This window comes from Streptosporangium brasiliense (assembly GCF_030811595.1).
In the GTDB taxonomy this organism is placed as follows: Bacteria; Actinomycetota; Actinomycetes; order Streptosporangiales; family Streptosporangiaceae; genus Streptosporangium; species Streptosporangium brasiliense.
In genome coordinates this window covers 7,560,824-7,579,786 of sequence record NZ_JAUSRB010000002.1, presented here as the reverse complement: position 1 = coordinate 7,579,786, position 18,963 = coordinate 7,560,824, and the positions used below count along the sequence as shown (strand labels likewise).

Below are 18,963 nucleotides of genomic sequence, written 5' to 3'. Positions count from 1 at the left end.
GTTGGTGCTTGCGGCGGCTGCCGGTCTGCCCGGGAGGCGACACGGAGATCAGGGGTGCACTCAACATAATGGACTGATCGCCGAGGGTGGTGTTGGCCGCACGGCCCGGTGGCCGCTGCTGGTGCGCACCTACACCACCATGTGGGACCTGTCGTCCCTGCTGGCCAACGCCGATGTCGTCAGCCAGTCGGGGGCCGGCGCCATCAGCGGCAACACCCTGTCGATCACCTCGCCGGGCACCAAGACCGACCCGGCCGCGAAGGTCATCACCTTCCGGGTCAGGCAAGGCGCCGTCGGGCGCGGCATGACCATCCGGCCGACCGGGATCAGCAGCGTCATAGCCTTCCCGGGCCAGCTCGGGAACAACACACCCGCCCCCCGATCCAGATCGTCGACGGACAGTCCGTCTCGCCCACCAGGGCCGCCGCTCCCCGGCGTCGGTGCCGGGCCCGCGCTGTCGGCCGGCCGGCGCACCGGCCAGGGGATACGGGAGAGCCGGACGAGGACGCCGGCGCGGCCGGGGCCGGTCCGCGGGTGGGATGATGGGCGCATGGGCGTCCCGGACGGCCTCTCCTGCGTGTTCTGCGACATCGTCGCGGGACGGGCTGAGGCCAGTGTGCCCTACGAGGACGAGGCCGTCGTCGTGATCATGGATACCCATCCCGTGGCTCCCGGCGACGCGCTGGTCGTACCGCGCGCGCATGCCGTAGGGCTCGAAGACCTCGACGAGGAGACCAGCACACGCATGTGGCGGATCGGCCACCGTCTGGCCCGTGCGCTGCGCCTTTCACGGCTGCGTTGCGAGGGCGTCAACGTCTTCCTCGCCGATGGCGGAGCGGCCTGCCAGCAGGTGTTCCACGTGCACCTGCACGTGTTCCCGCGGCACCGCGGGGACGGGTTCAGGCTTCAGGTGGACCCGATCAGCAGGGAGCGGCGGCTGCTGGACCAGGACGCGTCCGCGCTGCGCGCTGCGCTGTACGCGCTCTGCCCCGGACCACCCTCCACCGGCTGACGTCACGGATGCCGTCGGCCTGGGCGAGGGGACGGTTCCGTTGTCCGCGCGATCGACGTAGGGGCCTCGCCGCTTGGCACGGTCGGCCTCAGCTCCTGATGCGTGAGGCCGCGATGGAGGGTATCGCGGCCTCGGGGTGGCGGGTCAGGGGTGGCAGATCGGGTCGGCGGCGGGGAGGGTGCCGGTGGCCAGGTAGGCGTTGACCTTGGCGTCCACGCAGGTGTTGCCGTATTCGCCGTAGATCCCGTGGGCGGTGGTGTCGCGCAGGGTGAGCAGGCGGGAGCCGGTCAGCGCCCGGTGCATGGCCTTGCTGCCCTCGTAGGTGGTGGCGGTGTCGCCGGTGGCGGACACGATCAGCGCGGGGGTGGGGTTGGCGACGTGGGTGAGGCGCTCGCGCGGGCCGTTCGGCCAGAAGGCGCAGGGCCAGATGTTGTTCTTGAGGGGGCCGAAGAGGGGGTGGCGCGTACGGCTGCGCTGGACGTCGTTCCAGTAGGTGTCGGGGTCACGCGGCGCGGCGCGGTCGCCGCAGATGATCGCGGCGGCCGGGCCGGCGAACGGGGAGCCGGCGCTGGTCAGGACGGACGTGAGGAATCCATCGAGTTCGGAGCCGGGGGCGGCCGGGCGGCCGTGCGCGGCCTCGTTCAGGGTCCGAACGGTGGAGGTGAACTGCGCGCGGGCCGCGGGGCGGTCGTCGCCGGAGCCGACGGAGAGGATGTACGGGACCGTCTGGTCGTCCACCTCGTACGCTCCGACGCGCAGCGGGCGGTCCTGCGCGGCGGCGACGATCGCGTTCACGGTGGCGAGCACGCGGGCGGTGGTGGCGCCGAGGCCATAGGTGCCGTGACGTTCGGCGGCCCAGGCCGCCCAGCCGCGCAGCGCGCGTTCCGCCTCGTCTTCGGTGCCCCGCGTCGCCCTGGGGCCCCACTTGTCCGGGTCGCCCGCGCTGTCCAGGACCACGCGGTCGGTGCGGCCGGGGAACATCTGGGTGTAGACCGCGCCCAGGTAGCTGCCGTAGGAGTAGCCGAGGAAGGAGATGCGGCGCTCCCCGAGGACACGGCGCACGAGGTCGATGTCGCGGGCCGTGTCGCGCGTGTTGGCGTACGGGAGCACGTCGGCGTGACGCCGGGCGCAGCGCTCGGCCAGGTCGCGCTGGACCGCCACCTGGTGATCGAACCGGGTGCGGGTCGGACCGGCCGAGCGGAGCCACAGGCCGATGGGCCAGCCGCAGTCGAGCGGCGTGCTGCGCCCGACGAAGCGCGGGTCCAGGCCGACGAGGTCGTAACGGGCGGCGACGTCCTTCATGGCCGTGCGCGTCCGCAGGGGCATGCCCAGCGTGCTCTCGCCGGGGCCGCCGCTGTTGAGGACCATGGTGCCGATGCGATGGGCGCGGTCGGTGGCGGGGAGGCGGGACAGCGCGAGTTTGATGGTGCGGCCACCGGGCCTGGAGTGGTCGAGCGGGACGGTGAGCTCCGCGCACCGTGCGCCTGCCCGGTCGAGCTCCTTGCCGAGGGCGTCGTCGGGCCCCTGGGCACAGGGCTTCCAGTCGAGCGGTGGGGGCGGGCCGACGTCGGCTGTGGCCGGGGGTGCGACGGCGGCGGACAGGGCGATCAGGGCGAGGGCCGGGACCAGGCGTCCGAGGGCCCGAACACATGTCGGTTTCATGGTGGGGGACGCTATTCCGGCCGGACGTCCGGCACGATACAGCCGGCCGCACGCGCGTTGGTACAGCCCGCTGTAGTGTCCGGCGGGGACCGATGGCGGATAATGATCTCCGTACGGCGTCGTGAGGAGGGGCACATGCGTGACCGTGCGTTCTCCGGTTCGGTCTACCTGCTGGGCACGTTGGCCACCGCTGTGGTCACGGCGCTCGCGCTGCCGGTGCTGCTCGCGCCGCCGGCGGCGCGGGGCTGGGCGGACTGGCACCGTCAGCGGGCCGGCAGGCTGCTCGGTGTTCCGGTCGACGGGCGACCGGGCGGGCGGCGGAATCTCGCCTGGGCGCTCGCGCACGTCGCCGTCGGGTTCCCGCTCGGGCTGGCCGCCCTGCTGTGCCTGGGCAACATCCTGGTCGCCGCGGTGGCGTTGCCATTGTGGTGGGCGTTTCCCGTCGACGCGCGTCCCACCCTGCTCTCGTTCTTCGATGTCCATGTGGGCGATTGGGAGACCGCGCTGGTCGGGGGATCCGTTCAGATCGCCGTCCTCGGTGCGGCGGCCTGGTGGGTGCTCCCGGCGCTGGCGCGACTCCACGCGCGGCTGTGCCTGGCGGTGCTCGCGCCGTCGGCCCGCGAGCGGCTCACCGAGCGGGTCGACGTGCTGACCAGAAGCCGGGTCGGCGTGGTCGACGCCCATGGCGCGGAGCTCCAGCGGATCGAACGCGATCTGCACGACGGGACGCAGGCGCGCCTGGTGGCCATCGCCATGCAGCTGGGCATGGCCCGGGAGTCGCTCGCCGACGATCCGGACACGGTGGCGGCGCTGCTCGCGCAGGCGCACGAGACGGCGGAGGAGGCGATGGTCGAGCTCCGCGCGGTGCTCCAGACGATCTACCCGCCGATCCTCGCCGACCGCGGGCTCGACGGGGCGCTGACGGCGCTGGCCGCCCGGTCGAGCGTGCCGGTCCACATCGAGCCCGCCGATCTGGGCGCGCTCCCGGCGACCGTGGAGGCGGTGGCCTACTACGTGATCGCCGAGGCGCTGACGAACGTGGCCAAGCACGCCGCCGCCACGCGGGTGGCCCTCCGGATCGAGCGCGCCGACGACGTGCTGTCCATCGAGGTCATCGACGACGGAAGGGGCGGCGCCGACGAGGCGCGCGGCACCGGGATCGCCGGAATATGCCGGCGGGTCGCCGCCCTGGACGGCACGGTCCGCCTCGACAGCCCGCCGGGCGGCCCCACCACGCTCGCCGTCCGGATACCGTGCGTGTAGTGATCGTTCAGGAGGTCCCGTGCGGGTCGTGATCGTCGAGGACAACGTCCTGCTGTCCAGCGGCCTGGAGCTGCTGCTGACGGCGAAGGGCTGCGAAGTCGTGGCGGTCGTCGGCGACGGCGAGGCGTTCCTCGACGCCGTCACCGAGCACCGCCCCGACATCGCCATCGTCGACGTGCGGCTGCCACCGTCGTTCCGCGACGAGGGGATCCACGCCGCGCTGCGGGCCCGCCGCGAGCACGGCGCGCTGCCGATCCTGGTGCTCTCGCAGTACGTCGAGCGCGAGTACGCCGGCGAGCTCCTCTCCGACGGCCGCGGCGGCATCGGCTACCTCCTCAAGGACCGCATCGGCCGGGTGGCCGAATTCGTCGACGCCCTGCGCCGCGTCGCGGCCGGCGGCACCGCCATGGACCCCGAAGTGGTCGCCCAACTCCTCGTCCGCCGCGCCGGTGACCCCCTGGACACCCTCACGCCCCGCGAGCGAGAGTCGCTCGCACTCATGGCGCAGGGCCACGACAACGCCACCATCGCCGAGCGGATGCGCATCTCCGACAACGCCGTCCACAAGCACATCGGCAACATATTCGCCAAGCTCGGCCTGGCACCGGACGACTCCGGCCACCGCCGCGTACGCGCAGTACTCACCTACCTGGACGGCACGTTCCGGCCGGCCGAGCCAGACCCCGGCCGCGGGAACCCGCGCTGATCCGTGTTCAGACCTCTTCCGGCCCGCGAGGAGGCGTGGGAGGCGGAGGTGCGCTCCCTATACCACGACGGCATGGTCCGGGCCGTCGTGACCCCGACCTGGGCGAAGCTGATCGACTTCGAGACGACCCTGCCGAGCCCGGTCGAGGAACTGGTCCGGCAGCGGGAGGGGCGTCAGCACGGCTGAGCGGCGTGCGGTCGCCCGGGTCGGGTGGATCGCCCACGCCGTATCCCCACCCCGGTACGCGGAGTCTGTGAAGTCCGCCAGGAAATGTCGAGAACCCGCGTGTGGTTCCGTCCCCGCGGTGAACACGGCCACAATGGGCCGTGCCGTACGGAGGAGAACATGATGGCCAAGTACCTGCTGCTCAAGCACTACCGGGGCGCGCCGGCAGCGGTCAACGACGTGCCGATGGACCAGTGGACGCCGGAGGAGCTCTCTGCCCACGTGCAGTACATGGCGGACTTCGCCGCCCGGCTGGAGGGCACGGGCGAGTTCGTCGACGCCCAGGCGCTCTCCCCGGAGGGGACGTTCGTCCGCTACGACGGCGAGGGGCGGCCGCCGGTCACCGACGGCCCGTTCGCGGAGACCAAGGACCTGATCGCCGGCTGGATGGTGATCGACGTCGACGGCTACGAGCGGGCGCTCGAGCTGGCCGGCGAGCTGTCGGCGGCACCGGGCGCGGGTGGCAAGCCGATCCACGAGTGGCTTGAGGTGCGCCCGTTCATGGTCGAGCAGCCAACGGTGATCGAGTGAACGAGTCGCTGCTGCGGGAGCTGGTGCCCGTGGTGATCGGTGTTCTCGTCCGCCGCGGAGCCGACTTCGCGGCGGCCGAGGACGCCGTGCAGGACGCCCTGGTCGAGGCCGTACGCGTGGGGCCGGACGACCCGCTGCGAGATCCCAAGGGCTGGCTGATCACCGTGGCCTGGCGCAAGTTCCTCGACGCCGCCCGCGCCGAAACCTCCCGACGGCACCGCGAGATACGCGTCGAGAGCGAGCCGGTGCCCGGCCCGGGTGAGTCGGCCGACCACACGCTCCAGCTGTACTTCCTGTGCGCGCACCCGTCCCTGACGCCGGCCTCGGCCGTCGCGCTCACGCTGCGCGCGGTCGGCGGCCTGACCACGCGTCAGATCGCGCAGGCCTACCTCGTGCCGGAGGCGACCATGGCCCAGCGGATCAGCAGGGCCAAGCGCACCGTCTCGGGCGTACGGTTCAACCAGCCGGGTGACGTCGCCACGGTGCTGCGCGTGCTCTATCTGGTCTTCAACGAGGGCTACTCCGGCGACGTCGACCTCGCCGGTGAGGCGATCCGGCTCACCCGCCAGCTGGCCGCGATGACCAAGCATGAGGAGGTCGCGGGCCTGCTCGCGCTCATGCTGCTCCACCATGCCCGGCGTCCGGCGCGGACCGCTCCCGACGGGAGGCTCGTGCCCCTGGCCGAGCAGGACCGCGGCCGGTGGAACACCCGCCTGATCGCCGAGGGGGTCGACGTGCTCCAGGCAGCCCTCGCCCGCGACCGGCTGGGCGAGTTCCAGGCCCAGGCCGCCATCGCCGCGCTCCACGCCGACGCCAGGACGGCCGCGGAGACCGACTGGGTGCAGATCGTCGAGTGGTACGACGAACTGGTGCGCCTCACCGGCAACCCGGTGGCCCGCCTCAACCGGGCCGTCGCGGTCGGTGAGGCCGACGGCGCGCGGGCCGGTCTGGCCGCGCTGGCTGAGCTCGACCCCGCCCTGCCCCGCCATACCGCCGTCGCGGCCTACCTGCACGAGCGCGACGGCGACCCGGTGACCGCGGCACGCCTCTACGCCGAAGCCGCCCGACAGGCGCCCAGCCTCCCCGAACGCGACCACCTCACGCGACAGGCCGCACGGATCAACGCGCAGCTGCGCGGCTGAGCGCCGACGCGATCGACCAAAGGCGAGCTCGACAAACCGAGGCCGGAGCCAGCCAGCCTCAACCGGCTCGGCACCACCGAGGAGACCGCGCAGGTGCGTGACGGCGGCGTCGATGTAGAGGCTGTTCCGCCCGCCTGCTCGGCGCCTGCCACGGCCCGGCAGGTCCGGGAAGGTCGGCCGGGTCGCGCGCCGCACACCCGCACGTGGACGCCTCGCAAAACTCCGGCCGCCACGCCTGCGCCGCCATCGCGCCACGGATGCTTACCGTCAATGATCGACTACTCTGTGTGTTGATCATGCTGGTCGACGACCGAGCGCCATGACCCCATTCCGTCTACCGAGGAGAACGAGCATGCGCATGAAGCTCACCACCATCGCCCTGGCCTCCGCCCTGACCGGTGGCGCCCTCTGCGCCGGCGTCCCCTTCCACGTCATCGTGCCCTGAGGCCGAAGAGCACCTCGCCAAGACGCGGATGAGCCGGCGCGGGGCTGCGGAGCGGACCGGCGCTTCAGGTCAGGTCCCACAGCCGCACCGTCCCGTCGATGCTGCCGGTGACGACCTGGGGGTTGCCGTCGATCACCACGGCCAGCGCGAACACGGCGCCATGGTGATCGGTGAACGGCTCGCCGATCTGCTGACCGCTGGTGAGGTCCCACAGCCGCACCGTCCCGTCGTGGCCTCCGGTGACGGCGACGGGACGGCCGTCGATCAGCACCGCCGCCACCGCACCCACCCCGCCGTCGTGCCCGGTGAGGGGGCCGCCGATCTGCCGACCGGTGGTGAGATCCCACACCAGCACCGTCCCGTCCTCGTCGCCGGTGACGACGTGGGGGCGGCCGTCCACCACGACCGCCGCCACCTGACCAACCTCGTCGGGGTGTCCGGTGAGGGGTTCGCCGATCTGCCGACCGGTGGTGAGGTCCCACAGCCGCACCGTGCCGTCGGCGCCTCCGGTGACGGCGACGGGGCGGCCGTCCACCACGACCGCCGCCACCGCCCACAGCTCGCCGTAGTCGACGGTGAGGGGTTCGCCGATCTGCCGACCGGTGGTGAGGTCCCACAGCCGCGCCGTCCCGTCGGCGCCGGCGGTGAGAACGCGGGGCCGACCGTCGATCAGTGCCGTCGTAACCGCCTCCACCCCGCCGGTGTGGCCGGTCAGGGGATCGCCGATCTGCTGACGGGCGGTGAGGTCCCACAGCCGCACCGTCCCGTCGTGGCCTCCGGTGACGGCGACGGGACGGCTGTCGATCACCGACGTCGCCACCGCGCGCACCCGCTTGGTGTGGCCGGTCAGGGGTGCACCGATCTGCTGACGGGCGGTGAGGTCCCACAGCCGCACCGTCCCGTCGTGGCCTCCGGTGACGGCGACGGGACGGCCGTCGATCACCGCCGTCGCCACCGCCTGCACCGGGCTGTCGTGGCCGGTCAGGGAATACCGAAGTCGGAGGCCGAGCCGGAAGCCGGTGGCCCGCAACCACTCGTCGCCGGTGGGGAGGAGTGCTGGATTCTTCTCAGAGGGCATGGGACCTGCTCCTGTACGTTCTGTCGATCAAGGTGCCCTGAGCCGGATCGCGCCGGTACCGGTAAGAGGTGGCCCGGACCGCCAGATCCACTCCTGACGTACCAAGCCTGCACGAGCCCGAAGTGTCGGCAAACGACGGCGTGCTCAGAGGATCAATGCATTGCCGCTGTTCAGGATCTCAGCGTAGATCTCTGGCCGCGATCCCAGGCCGACGCGCGCCGCAGCCGGACCGGGATGGCCAAGATACCGCGAGTGAGATGGGGCCTGACCTGCTCAGCCTTGATGCCGTCCGGTAACGCGACCAAGGTCGTGCAGCGGCTGGCGCGCTCGACCGGTGTGCCGATGGCGGACGGGCGCGCGCCCATGATGAGATCACCTTCCCCGTGACCGGCAACCGCCCGATTCTCGGTCTCGGCGGGACGGGCGGTGATCGGGACCATGTCCCGCAGGACCCCGCGGCCGGTGGCCCGGCCGGCGCATCGAGGGTGGTGCATCGGACGCGCGGTGCGCAGAGGCTGAGAAAGAGCTCCGTCGACGGCCCGCCGGCGGCGCGGATCACAGAGCGACAGGTGGATCGCCTCGTGGGAGACCTGCGTGCCGGCCTCCTGCGGGTGATGTCGCCGGCCGGCGTGGGAGGCCCTGCGGTGTCGTTATATGCGGCAAACGCGGGCTGGGCAGTACGGGAGCTCGTGCCGAATGCACAGTTCTACGGACTTACGGTCGATGCATTCTCTCTCACCGCCAAGAGATTGCCCCAGCTCACGACTCCTGCGTGGGTACTGGCCGGGACCGCGATCGCAGCCGGAGCCGTCATCGGCAAGGCGCTTGCGGAACGAGTGCCGGAGGGGCGGGATCGGCGGATAGTGCCTCTGCTTGCGCTGGCCGGTGGGCTCGCCACAGCAGGCAAGGGACTGGCCGGCCTGTGAAACCTCCCCCATGGGGGAAGGGTTCAGGGACGGTCCGTCGGGGGATTCGGCCCGTGTTTCGGCAGTGCCCAGGCGGAGCGTGGTGGCGTACTTGACCCTCTGACCGTACTGCTGGCTGATCAACTTCCAGCGGATCGGGCGTGTCAGTGAGCCGCCGAGTGCGGGCCGGCCAGGCGGGGTGCCGTCGGGGCGGTACAGGCGGACGCTGCCGATGTTCTTCTGACCGTCGTGCGGCACGCGGCGGCGGTCCCAACGCCCGGCCGGCGTTCGCTATCGCCCGGTGACGTCGAGCTCGCCGTACATGCCCCTGTCGTAATGATCGGGGAAGTTGCACACCAGCTCGTAGTGGCCAGGGCGCAGCGTCAGTGTGATCCAGCCCTTGGAGCCCGGGGCGATGCCTTCTCCCTTGCCCGCGGCGCAGTCGCGTGACGCCTCCCCCAAGCTGTCCGACTCATCGACGCGCTGATCGGAGCCCACCTCCCGTTTTCCGATGGTCTGCCCTGACGGAAGTGGCAGTACCAGGACCTCATGGGCGAGGGCCCCCTTGTTGGACACCCGCAGCGACACGGTCCCCGCCGGAACCGTGGCAGGGGTGACGGACAGGCGCATCCTCGTGTCCTGCGGTCCGGGGCCGCTGCTCATCATCCCGTGCGGGACAGGACTGCTGGACGGACCGGGACTACGGCTCATCATGCCCGATCCCATGTCGGTCAGGGTCACATCCACCACGTGACCCGGCAGTGACGGTACGGTGCACTCCGGCCGATGCTGTGCCCCCGTCGCCGTCGTCACGCCCATCGCCGCCGGTTCACCGACGGCGACCGCGGCGAGCATGACCGCGCTCACCATCCCGGCAAGCCGTACATCGTGAAGCCACATCGGCCCCACCCCCGCAACTATGCGAGCCGTGCCCCTGCTCACCCATCTCCCGCGGACGAACCCGCGCTCGATCTGCGAGCCCTATCCTCCAGCGTACGATCTGTCTGATGACCATGACCAACTGAGGTGGGCCCCGCGGTCCTGGCGAAATTTCCAACGGATGTGCAGGTCAGAGCCCACATAAGGGTCTTCGAGCCGATTGGGCGGCCTGGTTCGACACCTAGAGCCTCTCCGATCTCAACCATGATCTCCTTGTGGAGGAGCCGGTGGGAGTCCTGAGCCGTCACTCCCCGAGCTTTACGGCAGAGCGATGTCAGTGCTCTCGCCAATGGTGCCGTGTCCGTCGGCGCCGCAGGCCATGCGCCTGCTACGCCGACGGCCGGAGATCCCGTTCGGGATCCACCTCACGCTGGTCTGCGACCTGCCCGGCTACCGGTGGAGAGCGCTGGCCGCGGAGGACAGCGTGCCCTCGCTGCTCGACGACGCGGGCGAGCTGTTCACGGTCACGCCCGCCGGGCGTTCCGAGTTCCTCGCCCAGGCCCGGCTCGACGAGATAGAGCTCGAGCTCCGCGCGCAGATCAACGCCGTGGCCGACGCCGGCCTCACGCCGACGCACCTGGACTTCCACTGCCTGGCCGACGGCGGACGCGACGACATTCTCGATCTGACCGTGGCGCTGGCCGCGGAGTACGGCCTGGCCGTGCGGGTCTGGCTCGGACCCGGGCGTCAGAGGATGCGGCGGCAGGGCTTGCCGGTCGTCGACAACGGATTCCTGGACAGCTTCTCCCTTAGCGTCGAGGATAAGCCGGCCCGATACGCCCAACTGCTACGCGACCTGCCGGCCGGGCTCAGCGAATGGGCGGTGCACCCCAGTACCGGCGGCGAGGAGTCGCGGGCGATCGACAGCGGCTGGCGCGTGCGCCGGACCGACTACGAGTTCCTGACCTCGCCGGAGGCCCGCGAGCTCCTCCAGCAGGAGGGCATCGTTGTGATCGACTACAGGACTGTCCAACAGGCCTGGTCCAGCGTCCTCCGGTAGGCCGGCAGCGCGCCTTCCCGTCCGGCGCCGGTTCAGGGGGAGTCGCCCGGTGCTCCCTCTCGGAGGGGAGGCGCCTCCCTCGCTGTGGGGAGGGAGGCCGGGTGTGCGGTCTCTACGGTTGCGACCATGGTTGATTCCGCTTCTCCACGCCGCTGGCCGGCGTACGCGCTGGCGCTGCTGTTCCTCGGTTACGCCGGGGGGAAGGCCGCCTTCGCCCTGCAGGCCCGGCTCGGCTTCCCGGGCGGCCCGCCCGTGTCGGCCGCCGAGGCCGGAAGCTACTTCATGGACGCGGCCTCGGCACAGTGGCTCGCGACCGCGTCCGGCGTGCTGGGCGCGTGCGTCGCCGTCGCCACGGTCACAGAGCTGGGCCGCAGGGTGCCGAGAGCGCTGATGCTGCTGATACTGGCGGGGATGCTGCCGGCCGTCGGCGGCGGCGCGGGGATCATGATCCTGGACGGGATCATCGGCATCGGCGTGGGCTGGCGGTGGTACCACGCTGTCCTTGGGGCGGTCGTGATCTGGCTGTCGGTGGAGATGGCCCGCTCCTACATGACGGCGACCAGACGTGTCGCGAGCTGATCGGGCGCGGCCGGCCCGCCGCCGCTTCCGGGCCAGGCCCAGGGTGGCCCGTCCCTCAAGGAGACGGGCTGGATCAGGCGGCGCGGCCGGCCTTGAGCGAGGCCGCGGTGGCGACGACGCGGCGGGCCTGGTGGCGGGCCGCTTCCAGGGACACGTCGTTGGGCGGGCCGTCGCCGGTCACGTGGGAGGTGCCGTAGGGATTGCCCGACCGGAACTGGATGGGGTCGGTGTAGCCGGGGGGCACGATGACGCCGCCCCAGTGGTAGAAGGTGTTCCCCAGCGCCAGGAGGGTGGATTCCTGTCCGCCGTGGGCGGTGTTGGAGGCGGTGAAAGCCGAGTACACCTTGTCCGCGAGCTTGCCGTGGAACCACAGCGGGCCGGTGGTGTCGATGAACGCCCTGAGCTGGCTGGCCGGGTTGCCGAAGCGGGTGGGAGTACCGAACAGCACCGCGTCGGCCCAGGCCAGGTCGTCGAGGCCGGCCTCGGCGACGTCGGCGGTGTCCTGGAGGTGCTGGGCCCAGGCCGGATTGGCGCTGATCGCCTCCGGTGGGGCCAGTTCGGCGACCTTGCGCAGTCGCACGTGTGCGCCGGCCTTCTCCGCGCCCTCTGCGGCGGCCTGCGCCAAGGCGTGCAGGGTGCCCGTGGCGCTGTAGTAAATGATCGCGACGTTAACGGGTTCCATGATCGATTTCCTTCCTTCGCGTCCGTCTGAGCAGTACGACGACACAGCCCGTCGGGATGTGAGGCGCGCGTCAACCTCACGATCCGGGGAGCTGTCTCGTCGAACCGGGTGAGGACGGATACGACCGAGGGAGCCGGCGACACCGTGACCCCCCCCATCCGGGCCAGGAGACGGCCGGCTCGACCCATCCGGGCCGGGGCATGGCCGAGTCGATCCCTGCCTCCACTCGGCCGCCGCGTCCGTCACCGTCCGCGCACTCATCCGCCGGGCAGGGCCCCGCCACCGCCGGGACGCCCGGCCTCCATCGGGCCGGCCCCGGTAGCCGGCTACTGGTGACCGCTCTGGAGTGCGGAATCGAGCCCGGGTAGGGCCGCGGAACCGGTGGCGGCGGCGTGCAGGCGGTTCCGGATGGCGGTCCTGGCCCGCTGGTAGGCGACGGGATCGTCGTGCAGCAGTGATACGGCGTTGGCGGTCTCCAAGAACGCGATCAGCTCGAAGGCGAGCTGATCGGCTCCGGTGTCTTCGGTGAGCTCTCCGAGCCGGCGCGCCTCCTCGACGGTGCGCGTGACCAGGCGGCTCCACTCAAGGGCGGCGGCGGCGACGGCGTCCCGCACGCGCCCCGGGCGGGCGTCGAACTCGGCGGTGACCGTGAAGAAGAAGCACCCGCCGGGGAAGACCCGCCGCTGCGAGTAGCTCAGCCAGCTGTCGCACAGCCGCCATACCCGTCCCAGGCCCGGCGGCAGTGCCAGCGCGGGCTGGACGACCTCGTCGAGATAGACGCCCGCCGCGGCCCGGACCGTGGCGAGCTGGAGCTCTTCCTTGGAGCCGAAGTGGCCGAAGAGCCCGCTCTTGCTCACGCCGAGATCGGCGGCCAGCCGCCCGATGGACAGGCCCTCCAGCCCGTCCTTGGAGGCGATGTCCGCCGCTCGGCGCAGGATCGCGTTCCGCGCCCGGTCGTCTCGTGGCCGGCCCGCCATCGCAGCCCCTTTCGTGGACGAACGTTCGTTTAATTATGCCGCACGTGATAACGTCCGATTCAAGCACGAACGTTCGTGCTTGAATTCGTGCTCGAAAAGGAGTGATCATGAGTGCGATCTCCGTCGACCTGGGATCCGTGGACCTGCGCGACCTCGACCGGCGGGCGCTGGAGGCCGCCGGTCGGCTGGTCGCCCAGGCCGGCCCTGAGCACCTCACCGGGCCCACCCCCTGTGCCGCATGGAATCTGGGCGAGCTGCTGCGTCACATGGTGAGCGAGAACCGCGGCTTCGCCGCCGCGGCCGCCGGCCTGCCCGCCGACCGGTCCACCTGGGACAGCGGCGAGCTCGGCACCGACCCGCACCGCGCCTACCAGGAGTCCGCGGCCGCGGTCACCGCCGCGTTCGCCGCCCAGGACGTTCACGACCGGCAGGTCGAAGTACGCGAGTTCGGCGTGTTCCCCGGCCGCGCCGCCATGGGCATGCACTTCGTCGACTTCCTCGTTCACGGATGGGACATCGCCGCCTCCGTCGGCGCGCCGTACTCGCCCGATGAGGAGTCGGCGGCCGTCGCGCTGGCGATCGCCTCTCGATGGGCGGACGCCCCGGGCCTCCGCGGCCCCGGCGGCCCGTTCGGCGTCCGGGTTCCGGTGCCCGCCGACGTCTCCGACTTCGAGCGGCTGCTCGGGCTGCTCGGCCGTTCCCCGGCGTGGGCGCCGTCATGCTGAGGAGTTCCTGGACGCCCGGGCCGGCCGCGGACGTCACCGGTCCCGTACTGGTCGCCATCACCGAGTTCCGGGCCGACAGGGCGCGCGACCTGCCCGGTATCTACCGGTCCGGGCGCGCGCTGGGCCGGGGCTGGCCCGGGCTGGACGGCGCGGTCGGGATGTGGCTGTGGGCGGAAATGCTGGAGCGCAGGTGCGGCTCGGTGTCGATCTGGCAGAGCGAGCAGGCCCTGAAGCGGTTCGTGGCGTGGCCGGAACATCTGACGATCGTGCGACGCTACCGCCGGAGGGGGCGGCTGACATCCGTCACCTGGCAGGTCGCCCGGTGCGAACCCGCGGCCATCTGGGCCGGTGCCCGGCTGTACCTGTCCGGCCGAGAACTCCCGGGTGAGGACGCGTAGGCCCGCCGGTCACGGCCTCCGCTCCCGGCGGGCCGACAGTCCGGCCTCCGCGCCGGTGATCGTGGCGGCGCGCGGCCACTGGGAACTCAGCAATACGAGAACCTTTTCATCCAAACCGGACGTCGGCCTGGTCCGATGGCTGCGGGCCTTCGGCGGGAACGGTTGGCTCCGTCGTCATCCCTCCCGGTCCGCCATGATCCGATGATCAAGAAGTTTCCGGCAGGCCGGAGGCCCGGCTCTCGGCGGAGCCGGGTCCTCGCGGGTCCGGTCAGGGGGTGTCGGCCCGGGTTTTGACGGGTACGGCTTCGTGGTAGCCGTCCTTCTCCCTGGCGGCGATCAGCTTGGCCACCTTGCGGGCCGCGCGGGCCGGGTCGTACCGTCTGGTACGTACGGCACCGGCCGCGCCGACCTTTCCGGAGCGGGTGGAGACCGAGCCGAACGTCTCGTCGTACAGGAGCTCCCAGAACCTGGGGGTCTTGCCCTGCTCCCTCAGCTCGAAGTAGCGACGCTGCGCGTCCGGGTTCAGCCGCTGGCCGTGGTAGAGCCGCGCCACCACGGGTGCGGCCTCCTCGATCGCGTCGGCGAAGCCGTCGAGAAAGCGCGTCGCCAGCATCCACGACAGGGAGTTCTCCCACCAGAAACTGCGTGGATCGTAGTCGGTATGGGTGAAGACCCGGCCCTCCTTGGCCTCCCGGTCGGCGAGCACGGTGAAGATGACAGAGCCGTCGAGCGTCTCGACCAGCACGTCCAGCGCGCTCATCAGCGGCCGGGCGGCGTCGGCTTCGGCAGGAGTCAGCCCTCGAAGGAAGTCCTCTCCCAGCTGCCGCGCGGCCGGCCGGCGGGGCAGCACCTGCGACGGCGGCAGGACCCGCATTCCCACCCCGCCCACGGACCAGCGGGCGTGGCCGATCTCGCGCCAGAAGGCGCGCAGCACCTCGGGGACCGGGTGCCGGCGCTCGGCCTCGTAGGCGGCGATCTCGTCGTCGGAGACGCCCGAGCCCACCTCGACCTCGATCGAGCCGATCAGGTCACCGTAGCCGTGGCTCCTCAGGTAATCGACGATCTCGGTGAGCGCCCGGGCGTGCCAGGCCGCGTCGCTGGGGTCGTCCCGGATCCGGTCCCTGATCCATTCCCCCACGGTCATGTCCTCGGGCCGGAGTCGGTTGTCCTGCCACTCCAGGCAGGTCAGGCCCGCGTCGCGGTCCCGTTGCGCCTCCAGCTCCCACCGTTCGTGTGCGGCGACCGCCTCCGCCTCGGTGGCGAAACGAGGGCCGGCGTTGATCCTCCTGTCGAACACGCGGCGATGGTTGCTTGAGCTGCTCGGGCCGTCGGGGTCCGGCGTGCGGAAGGTGCGCAGGACCGCGCCCTTGCCCGGCACGTACCAGGGGCTCGTCTCGGTCATGTCGGCCGCGGCGACGCTGCTCTTCACGCGGGCGAACGCGTCGGCTGCCGCGTCGACGTCGGGGAAGGAGAGGCCGAGACCGTCGAGCGCGCCGTTGCTCCGGCCCCACACGTAGGTCATCCGGTCGCCATAGCGGATGACCTCGACGAATTTGTGTGCCCGGCGGTCCCAGAACAGCGCGCGCTCGGACAGTTCGGTCACGCCATCGAGAAACGCCCGCATCCGGCCGTAACCGATCGCCCGGGGCTCGAAAGGGAGGCCGGTGATCTCGTATCCGTCGAAGGCGTGCACCGCCCCGTCGATGTCGAGGAACCAGACCTCCCCGGTCGTCCTGTCATGCAGCAGCCGTCGCCGGACGGTCGTACCGGCCAGGATGCCGAGTTTCTTGTCGGAGATCTTCAGCCGTGGCGTGCCCTGGAGACGGGCGGCCGCGCCTTTCTCGACGAGGCGGCGGCGCTTGTCGTCAGCGGCTCCGGACAGGACCGCCTCCAGCTGCCTGGCCAGCTCCTCCGTCTCCAGCGGGTTGTCCCACCGGATGGCGCGCGCGTGCTCGTCGGGCTGCAAGGGCGGTTCCGCGATGGAGGAGGCGAGGGCGTGCGCGGCGCGGACCAGGTCGTATTCCTTCGCGGCCAGGGCCGCCTCGATCCCGACGACGAGGGCGTACTTGAAGAAGCGGCGGGAAAGCTCCTCCGCCGGCACCGGCCAGCCGGCCAGCTCCTGGAGCAGGTCCACCTTCGGCGGCCCCTGCTTCACGAAGTCGGCCAGGGCGTACGCGTAGCAGCCCGCGCCCATTCCGTCCCGCCGCTCGCGCACCATGGCCAGCGCCTCGCGGTGGACCTCGGCGGAGAAGACACCGCCGATCGCGTTGCCCATCCACCAGAACGCGCGCCGCTCGGTGAAGAGCCGCTCGATCAGCGCGGTCCGCGACCGGGGCGTCCCCATGTTGCCGACCGCGGAGTAGAGGTTCGCCACCAGGTCCTTGAGGAGGTCGTCCTCGGTCTCGCCGCGGTCGAAGACCTTCCCGCCCTTTTCCACGGAATCGGCGAGGCGCCTGCCGTACTCGTTGAGCGCCTCGATCAGGAATTCCTCGGCGCCCGTGTGGGCGAAGTGGTAAAGCTGCTGCCCGGCGGTGTTGCGGGCGAGGATGACCGGATGCGTGAGCCGGGTGGCGATCATCGCCCTGGCCACCCGCACCGCCTGCTCGTCCGAGAGCCGGGGCAGGACGTAGGTCTCCTCGCTGAACGGGTTGAACAGCCGGCTCCACAGCGAATCGACGGTCGTATGGCCGGCGGGCAGCTCTGCCAGGCGCATCAGCTCGTCGAAGATCTCCGGCTCGTGCGCGAACGGTGCGAGCGCCGTGAGGACCTCCTTCTTCATCTGCTTGGCCGTGTAGGTCGCCATGAAGCCGGCGTCGTCGGGTTCGGCGGCGTGCTCCAGCACCCGCAGCATGACGCGGACGAGAGGGTGGCCGGGGGAGGTGATCTCACCGGCGATGTCGGCGAGCACCTGCTGGTGGGACTGGAACGGCAGAGCCTCGAAACCCCGGGCGGCGAGTTCCCCCCGGTCGGGGTCGTCACCCGCGAGGACGGCGCGGATCGCCCACGAGCTCACCTCGGCCGCGTATTCGTCCACGTCCGCACGGTGCAGGACGCGGCGCGCGACCGCCCGCGCCAACGCCGGGTCGGCGATCCTCGCGATGATCGCCGAGTGGTCGTCCGGCGTCGCCAGTTCTTGCAGGATCGGTGCGGACGCCTCCGCCAGCGCCAACGCCCGCTCCAGTCCGTCGGCGGGCATCAGGAACTCGCGCCCGGCCAGCCCCTGAGCGTGCTGGAGTATGGCGAGGACGCGCCGATGGTACGGATCCTTGTCCAGCAGGAAACCGATCACCGTCTCCAGTGCGTCCAGGTCGCGGACCAGCGAATGGACCTGCCACAACGTCGCCAGCACCCACGGCCAGGTCTCGCCGGTGGTGGTCGCCGTCCGCGCGAACTCGTCGGCATGGGGGCTGACCTCCATCCCGGCGCGCCGGTCGAGCAGGGCGCGCAGCGCCGCGGAGCCGGGCACCGCATCCATCCGTGTCGCCGCCGCGGCGACCTCGGCGTCCGTCAGCGTGCCCTCCTCCAGGCCGTCGTGGACGAGCACGAACTTCATCAGCGACCTCGCCCGGGGCTCGATCTCCATGGAGACCAGCGCGGTGCGCGCCCTTTCCGTCTCGGGTGCGTCGTCGCCGGTGTACAGGAGCGCGAGCGAGCGGCGCGTCCTGAAGCCCGGCACGATCGTCACATCCCCGTCCAGCGGCAGCGACCCGAAAGCCGCCGCGAACGCGTCGACGAGCGGCGTACGGCACGGCGCCCGCCCGATCGCCGCGAGCACCCGTGTCCGCTGCGGCTCCATCGCCAGCAGCGACGTGTGCAGCAGCCAGTAGATCGCCAGATGCGGGTCCCCGGCCAGCAGCGGCAACTCCGCCAGCAGGCTCTTCTCCGCGGCCTCATCTGTCGGCCAGATGGCGCGGAAATGCCCGATCGCGGTCCGTGTCAGCTCGTCGTCGTCCTGGGTCACCCGGCCCTGGCGGTCGCGCAGCGGTTGCGCGAGCAGCCAGACCAGCCACTGGTACCTCGTGGCCAGTGCGGGCGTGCCGGGCGCCTCGCCGGGCCGGGCCGCCGGTCGTTCCTTGGTCCGGAAGGCGTCGCGAAGCTCGTCCTCGTCGCCGCCTCTGTCCACTTCCTCCTTGAAGGCGCGCCAGTCGTCCAGCGAGTCGAAGTGGAGGTGGAGCTCGCGGGTCTCGTGGTCCTGCCACCACACCCGCCCGTCCCCGCGGACGTCCAGCAGCGTGTAGTTGTCGCCTTCGTCATCAAGGACGAAGAAACCCGCAAGTGTCTTGTCGATCGCCCCGAAGTACGGATAGTTGCTCCCGAGATGCGCCTTGACGAGATCGTCGGCAAACGGGTCGGTCAGGTGCTCCACCGACGCCGTGGCCGTCTCCGGCGTGATCGGCAGTCCGTAGAACCGGCTGATCGGGTCATGCTCGTCCATCGACTGTTCCTCTTGCTCATGTGTCAACGGAGGCCGAACCGCTTCTCCGCCTCCGCGGCACCGATGACGCGATGCCGGGGAGGTGAGATCACGGTGTTGTTCATGCCGCGGATGCTAGAGCCTGCGCCGGACATTCCTGTGATCCCGCTCACCGGTCCGGTCCGGTACGGCACGGCACGGGCCCGCCGGCCGGGCACGGCCGGACGGAGCCCGCCGGCGAACCTGGTCACCCCGCCCAACCAGGTGTGGCAGCACTACG

16 protein-coding genes and 2 pseudogenes are annotated in these 18,963 nt (G+C 71.4%); 11 read left to right on the top strand and 7 right to left on the bottom strand.

Translation table 11 applies throughout. From position 1 onward, the window contains the following. Window positions 1–121: 121 nt before the first annotated feature. A complete protein-coding gene (locus J2S55_RS43730; protein WP_306873636.1) occupies window positions 122–1,012 on the top strand; it encodes an HIT family protein in 891 nt (296 codons plus the stop codon). A gap of 144 nt (window positions 1,013–1,156) precedes the next feature. Here J2S55_RS43730 and J2S55_RS43725 read toward each other — a convergent pair whose 3' ends face one another. Continuing rightward, window positions 1,157–2,674: an alpha/beta hydrolase gene (locus tag J2S55_RS43725; RefSeq protein WP_306873634.1), complete on the bottom strand. Its 1,518-nt coding sequence runs from the start codon at window positions 2,672–2,674 to the stop codon at window positions 1,157–1,159. 135 nt (window positions 2,675–2,809) lie between these two features. On the opposite strand from J2S55_RS43725, the gene J2S55_RS43720 reads away from it, so the two are divergent. The 5 genes from J2S55_RS43720 to J2S55_RS43700 all read left to right on the top strand — a co-directional run bounded on the left by J2S55_RS43720 (window position 2,810) and on the right by J2S55_RS43700 (window position 6,541). Further along, on the top strand, window positions 2,810–3,937 hold the full coding sequence (locus J2S55_RS43720) for a sensor histidine kinase (protein ID WP_306873632.1): 1,128 nt from the start codon (window positions 2,810–2,812) through the stop codon (window positions 3,935–3,937). 19 nt (window positions 3,938–3,956) lie between these two features. Then, a complete protein-coding gene (locus J2S55_RS43715) occupies window positions 3,957–4,643 on the top strand; it encodes a response regulator transcription factor (protein ID WP_306873631.1) in 687 nt (228 codons plus the stop codon). A 3-nt stretch (window positions 4,644–4,646) separates the two neighbouring features. Continuing rightward, window positions 4,647–4,829 (top strand): hypothetical protein, encoded by a 183-nt coding sequence (locus tag J2S55_RS43710; protein ID WP_306873630.1) that lies wholly within the window; start codon window positions 4,647–4,649, stop codon window positions 4,827–4,829. Between the two features lie 162 nt (window positions 4,830–4,991). Beyond that, window positions 4,992–5,399, top strand: a complete 408-nt coding sequence (locus J2S55_RS43705) for a YciI family protein (RefSeq protein WP_306875867.1) — start codon at window positions 4,992–4,994, stop codon at window positions 5,397–5,399. Then, window positions 5,396–6,541, top strand: a complete 1,146-nt coding sequence (locus J2S55_RS43700; protein WP_306873628.1) for an RNA polymerase sigma factor — start codon at window positions 5,396–5,398, stop codon at window positions 6,539–6,541. The genes J2S55_RS43705 and J2S55_RS43700 overlap by 4 nt, the downstream gene beginning before the upstream one ends. Before the next feature lie 509 nt (window positions 6,542–7,050). On the opposite strand, the gene J2S55_RS43695 is transcribed toward J2S55_RS43700, so the two are convergent. The 3 genes and pseudogenes from J2S55_RS43695 to J2S55_RS43690 all read right to left on the bottom strand — a co-directional run bounded on the left by J2S55_RS43695 (window position 7,051) and on the right by J2S55_RS43690 (window position 9,869). After that, window positions 7,051–8,064, bottom strand: a complete 1,014-nt coding sequence (locus J2S55_RS43695) for a WD40 repeat domain-containing protein (RefSeq protein ID WP_306873627.1) — start codon at window positions 8,062–8,064, stop codon at window positions 7,051–7,053. A 191-nt stretch (window positions 8,065–8,255) separates the two neighbouring features. Beyond that, window positions 8,256–8,660, bottom strand: a pseudogene (locus J2S55_RS48700) (transposase); the annotation flags it as partial. A 600-nt stretch (window positions 8,661–9,260) separates the two neighbouring features. After that, window positions 9,261–9,869 (bottom strand): cupredoxin domain-containing protein, encoded by a 609-nt coding sequence (locus J2S55_RS43690; RefSeq protein ID WP_306873625.1) that lies wholly within the window; start codon window positions 9,867–9,869, stop codon window positions 9,261–9,263. A gap of 310 nt (window positions 9,870–10,179) precedes the next feature. Here J2S55_RS43690 and J2S55_RS43685 point away from each other — a divergent pair, with 310 nt between their 5' ends. Next, the gene (locus J2S55_RS43685; RefSeq protein WP_306873624.1) at window positions 10,180–10,908 is read left to right on the top strand and encodes a ChbG/HpnK family deacetylase; all 729 of its coding nucleotides are present in this window, start codon (window positions 10,180–10,182) and stop codon (window positions 10,906–10,908) included. Window positions 10,909–11,034: 126 nt separating this feature from the next. Continuing rightward, complete coding sequence (locus tag J2S55_RS43680) at window positions 11,035–11,487, top strand: hypothetical protein (protein WP_306873623.1); 453 nt, start codon at window positions 11,035–11,037, stop codon at window positions 11,485–11,487. 73 nt (window positions 11,488–11,560) lie between these two features. Here J2S55_RS43680 and wrbA read toward each other — a convergent pair whose 3' ends face one another. Further along, entirely contained in the window at window positions 11,561–12,169 is a 609-nt protein-coding gene (wrbA, locus tag J2S55_RS43675; RefSeq protein WP_306873621.1) for an NAD(P)H:quinone oxidoreductase, read from the bottom strand. Between the two features lie 208 nt (window positions 12,170–12,377). On the opposite strand from wrbA, the pseudogene J2S55_RS43670 reads away from it, so the two are divergent. After that, window positions 12,378–12,491 (top strand): annotated as a pseudogene (locus J2S55_RS43670) (IS5/IS1182 family transposase); the annotation flags it as partial. A 4-nt stretch (window positions 12,492–12,495) separates the two neighbouring features. On the opposite strand, the gene J2S55_RS43665 reads toward J2S55_RS43670, so the two are convergent. Then, window positions 12,496–13,146 (bottom strand): TetR/AcrR family transcriptional regulator, encoded by a 651-nt coding sequence (locus J2S55_RS43665; RefSeq protein WP_306873619.1) that lies wholly within the window; start codon window positions 13,144–13,146, stop codon window positions 12,496–12,498. 107 nt (window positions 13,147–13,253) lie between these two features. Between J2S55_RS43665 and J2S55_RS43660 the strand changes: the two genes are divergently transcribed. Both J2S55_RS43660 and J2S55_RS43655 read left to right on the top strand, forming a co-directional pair. Next, on the top strand, window positions 13,254–13,871 hold the full coding sequence (locus tag J2S55_RS43660; protein ID WP_306873616.1) for a TIGR03086 family metal-binding protein: 618 nt from the start codon (window positions 13,254–13,256) through the stop codon (window positions 13,869–13,871). Beyond that, window positions 13,865–14,269, top strand: coding sequence for a hypothetical protein (locus J2S55_RS43655; protein WP_306873614.1), 405 nt, complete (start codon window positions 13,865–13,867; stop codon window positions 14,267–14,269). Before J2S55_RS43660 ends, J2S55_RS43655 begins: the two co-directional genes overlap by 7 nt. Window positions 14,270–14,537: 268 nt before the next feature. Here the strand turns inward: J2S55_RS43655 and J2S55_RS43650 are convergent, their stop codons facing one another. Then, on the bottom strand, window positions 14,538–18,704 hold the full coding sequence (locus J2S55_RS43650; RefSeq protein ID WP_306873612.1) for a WGR domain-containing protein: 4,167 nt from the start codon (window positions 18,702–18,704) through the stop codon (window positions 14,538–14,540). Between the last annotated feature and the right edge of the window lie 259 nt (window positions 18,705–18,963).

Excerpts from the sequence above, each read along its gene's own strand:
- J2S55_RS43705 (WP_306875867.1), top strand. The coding sequence starts at position 4,992 with ATGGCCAAGTACCTGCTGCTCAAGCACTACCGGGGCGCGCCGGCAGCG.
- J2S55_RS43660 (WP_306873616.1), top strand. The coding sequence starts at position 13,254 with ATGAGTGCGATCTCCGTCGACCTGGGATCCGTGGACCTGCGCGACCTC.
- J2S55_RS43655 (WP_306873614.1), top strand. The coding sequence starts at position 13,865 with ATGCTGAGGAGTTCCTGGACGCCCGGGCCGGCCGCGGACGTCACCGGT.
- J2S55_RS43720 (WP_306873632.1), top strand. The coding sequence starts at position 2,810 with ATGCGTGACCGTGCGTTCTCCGGTTCGGTCTACCTGCTGGGCACGTTG.
- J2S55_RS43725 (WP_306873634.1), bottom strand. The coding sequence starts at position 2,674 with ATGAAACCGACATGTGTTCGGGCCCTCGGACGCCTGGTCCCGGCCCTC.
- J2S55_RS43680 (WP_306873623.1), top strand. The coding sequence starts at position 11,035 with ATGGTTGATTCCGCTTCTCCACGCCGCTGGCCGGCGTACGCGCTGGCG.
- J2S55_RS43690 (WP_306873625.1), bottom strand. The coding sequence starts at position 9,869 with ATGTGGCTTCACGATGTACGGCTTGCCGGGATGGTGAGCGCGGTCATG.
- J2S55_RS43695 (WP_306873627.1), bottom strand. The coding sequence starts at position 8,064 with ATGCCCTCTGAGAAGAATCCAGCACTCCTCCCCACCGGCGACGAGTGG.
- J2S55_RS43665 (WP_306873619.1), bottom strand. The coding sequence starts at position 13,146 with ATGGCGGGCCGGCCACGAGACGACCGGGCGCGGAACGCGATCCTGCGC.
- J2S55_RS43685 (WP_306873624.1), top strand. The coding sequence starts at position 10,180 with ATGTCAGTGCTCTCGCCAATGGTGCCGTGTCCGTCGGCGCCGCAGGCC.
- J2S55_RS43650 (WP_306873612.1), bottom strand. The coding sequence starts at position 18,704 with ATGGACGAGCATGACCCGATCAGCCGGTTCTACGGACTGCCGATCACG.
- wrbA (WP_306873621.1), bottom strand. The coding sequence starts at position 12,169 with ATGGAACCCGTTAACGTCGCGATCATTTACTACAGCGCCACGGGCACC.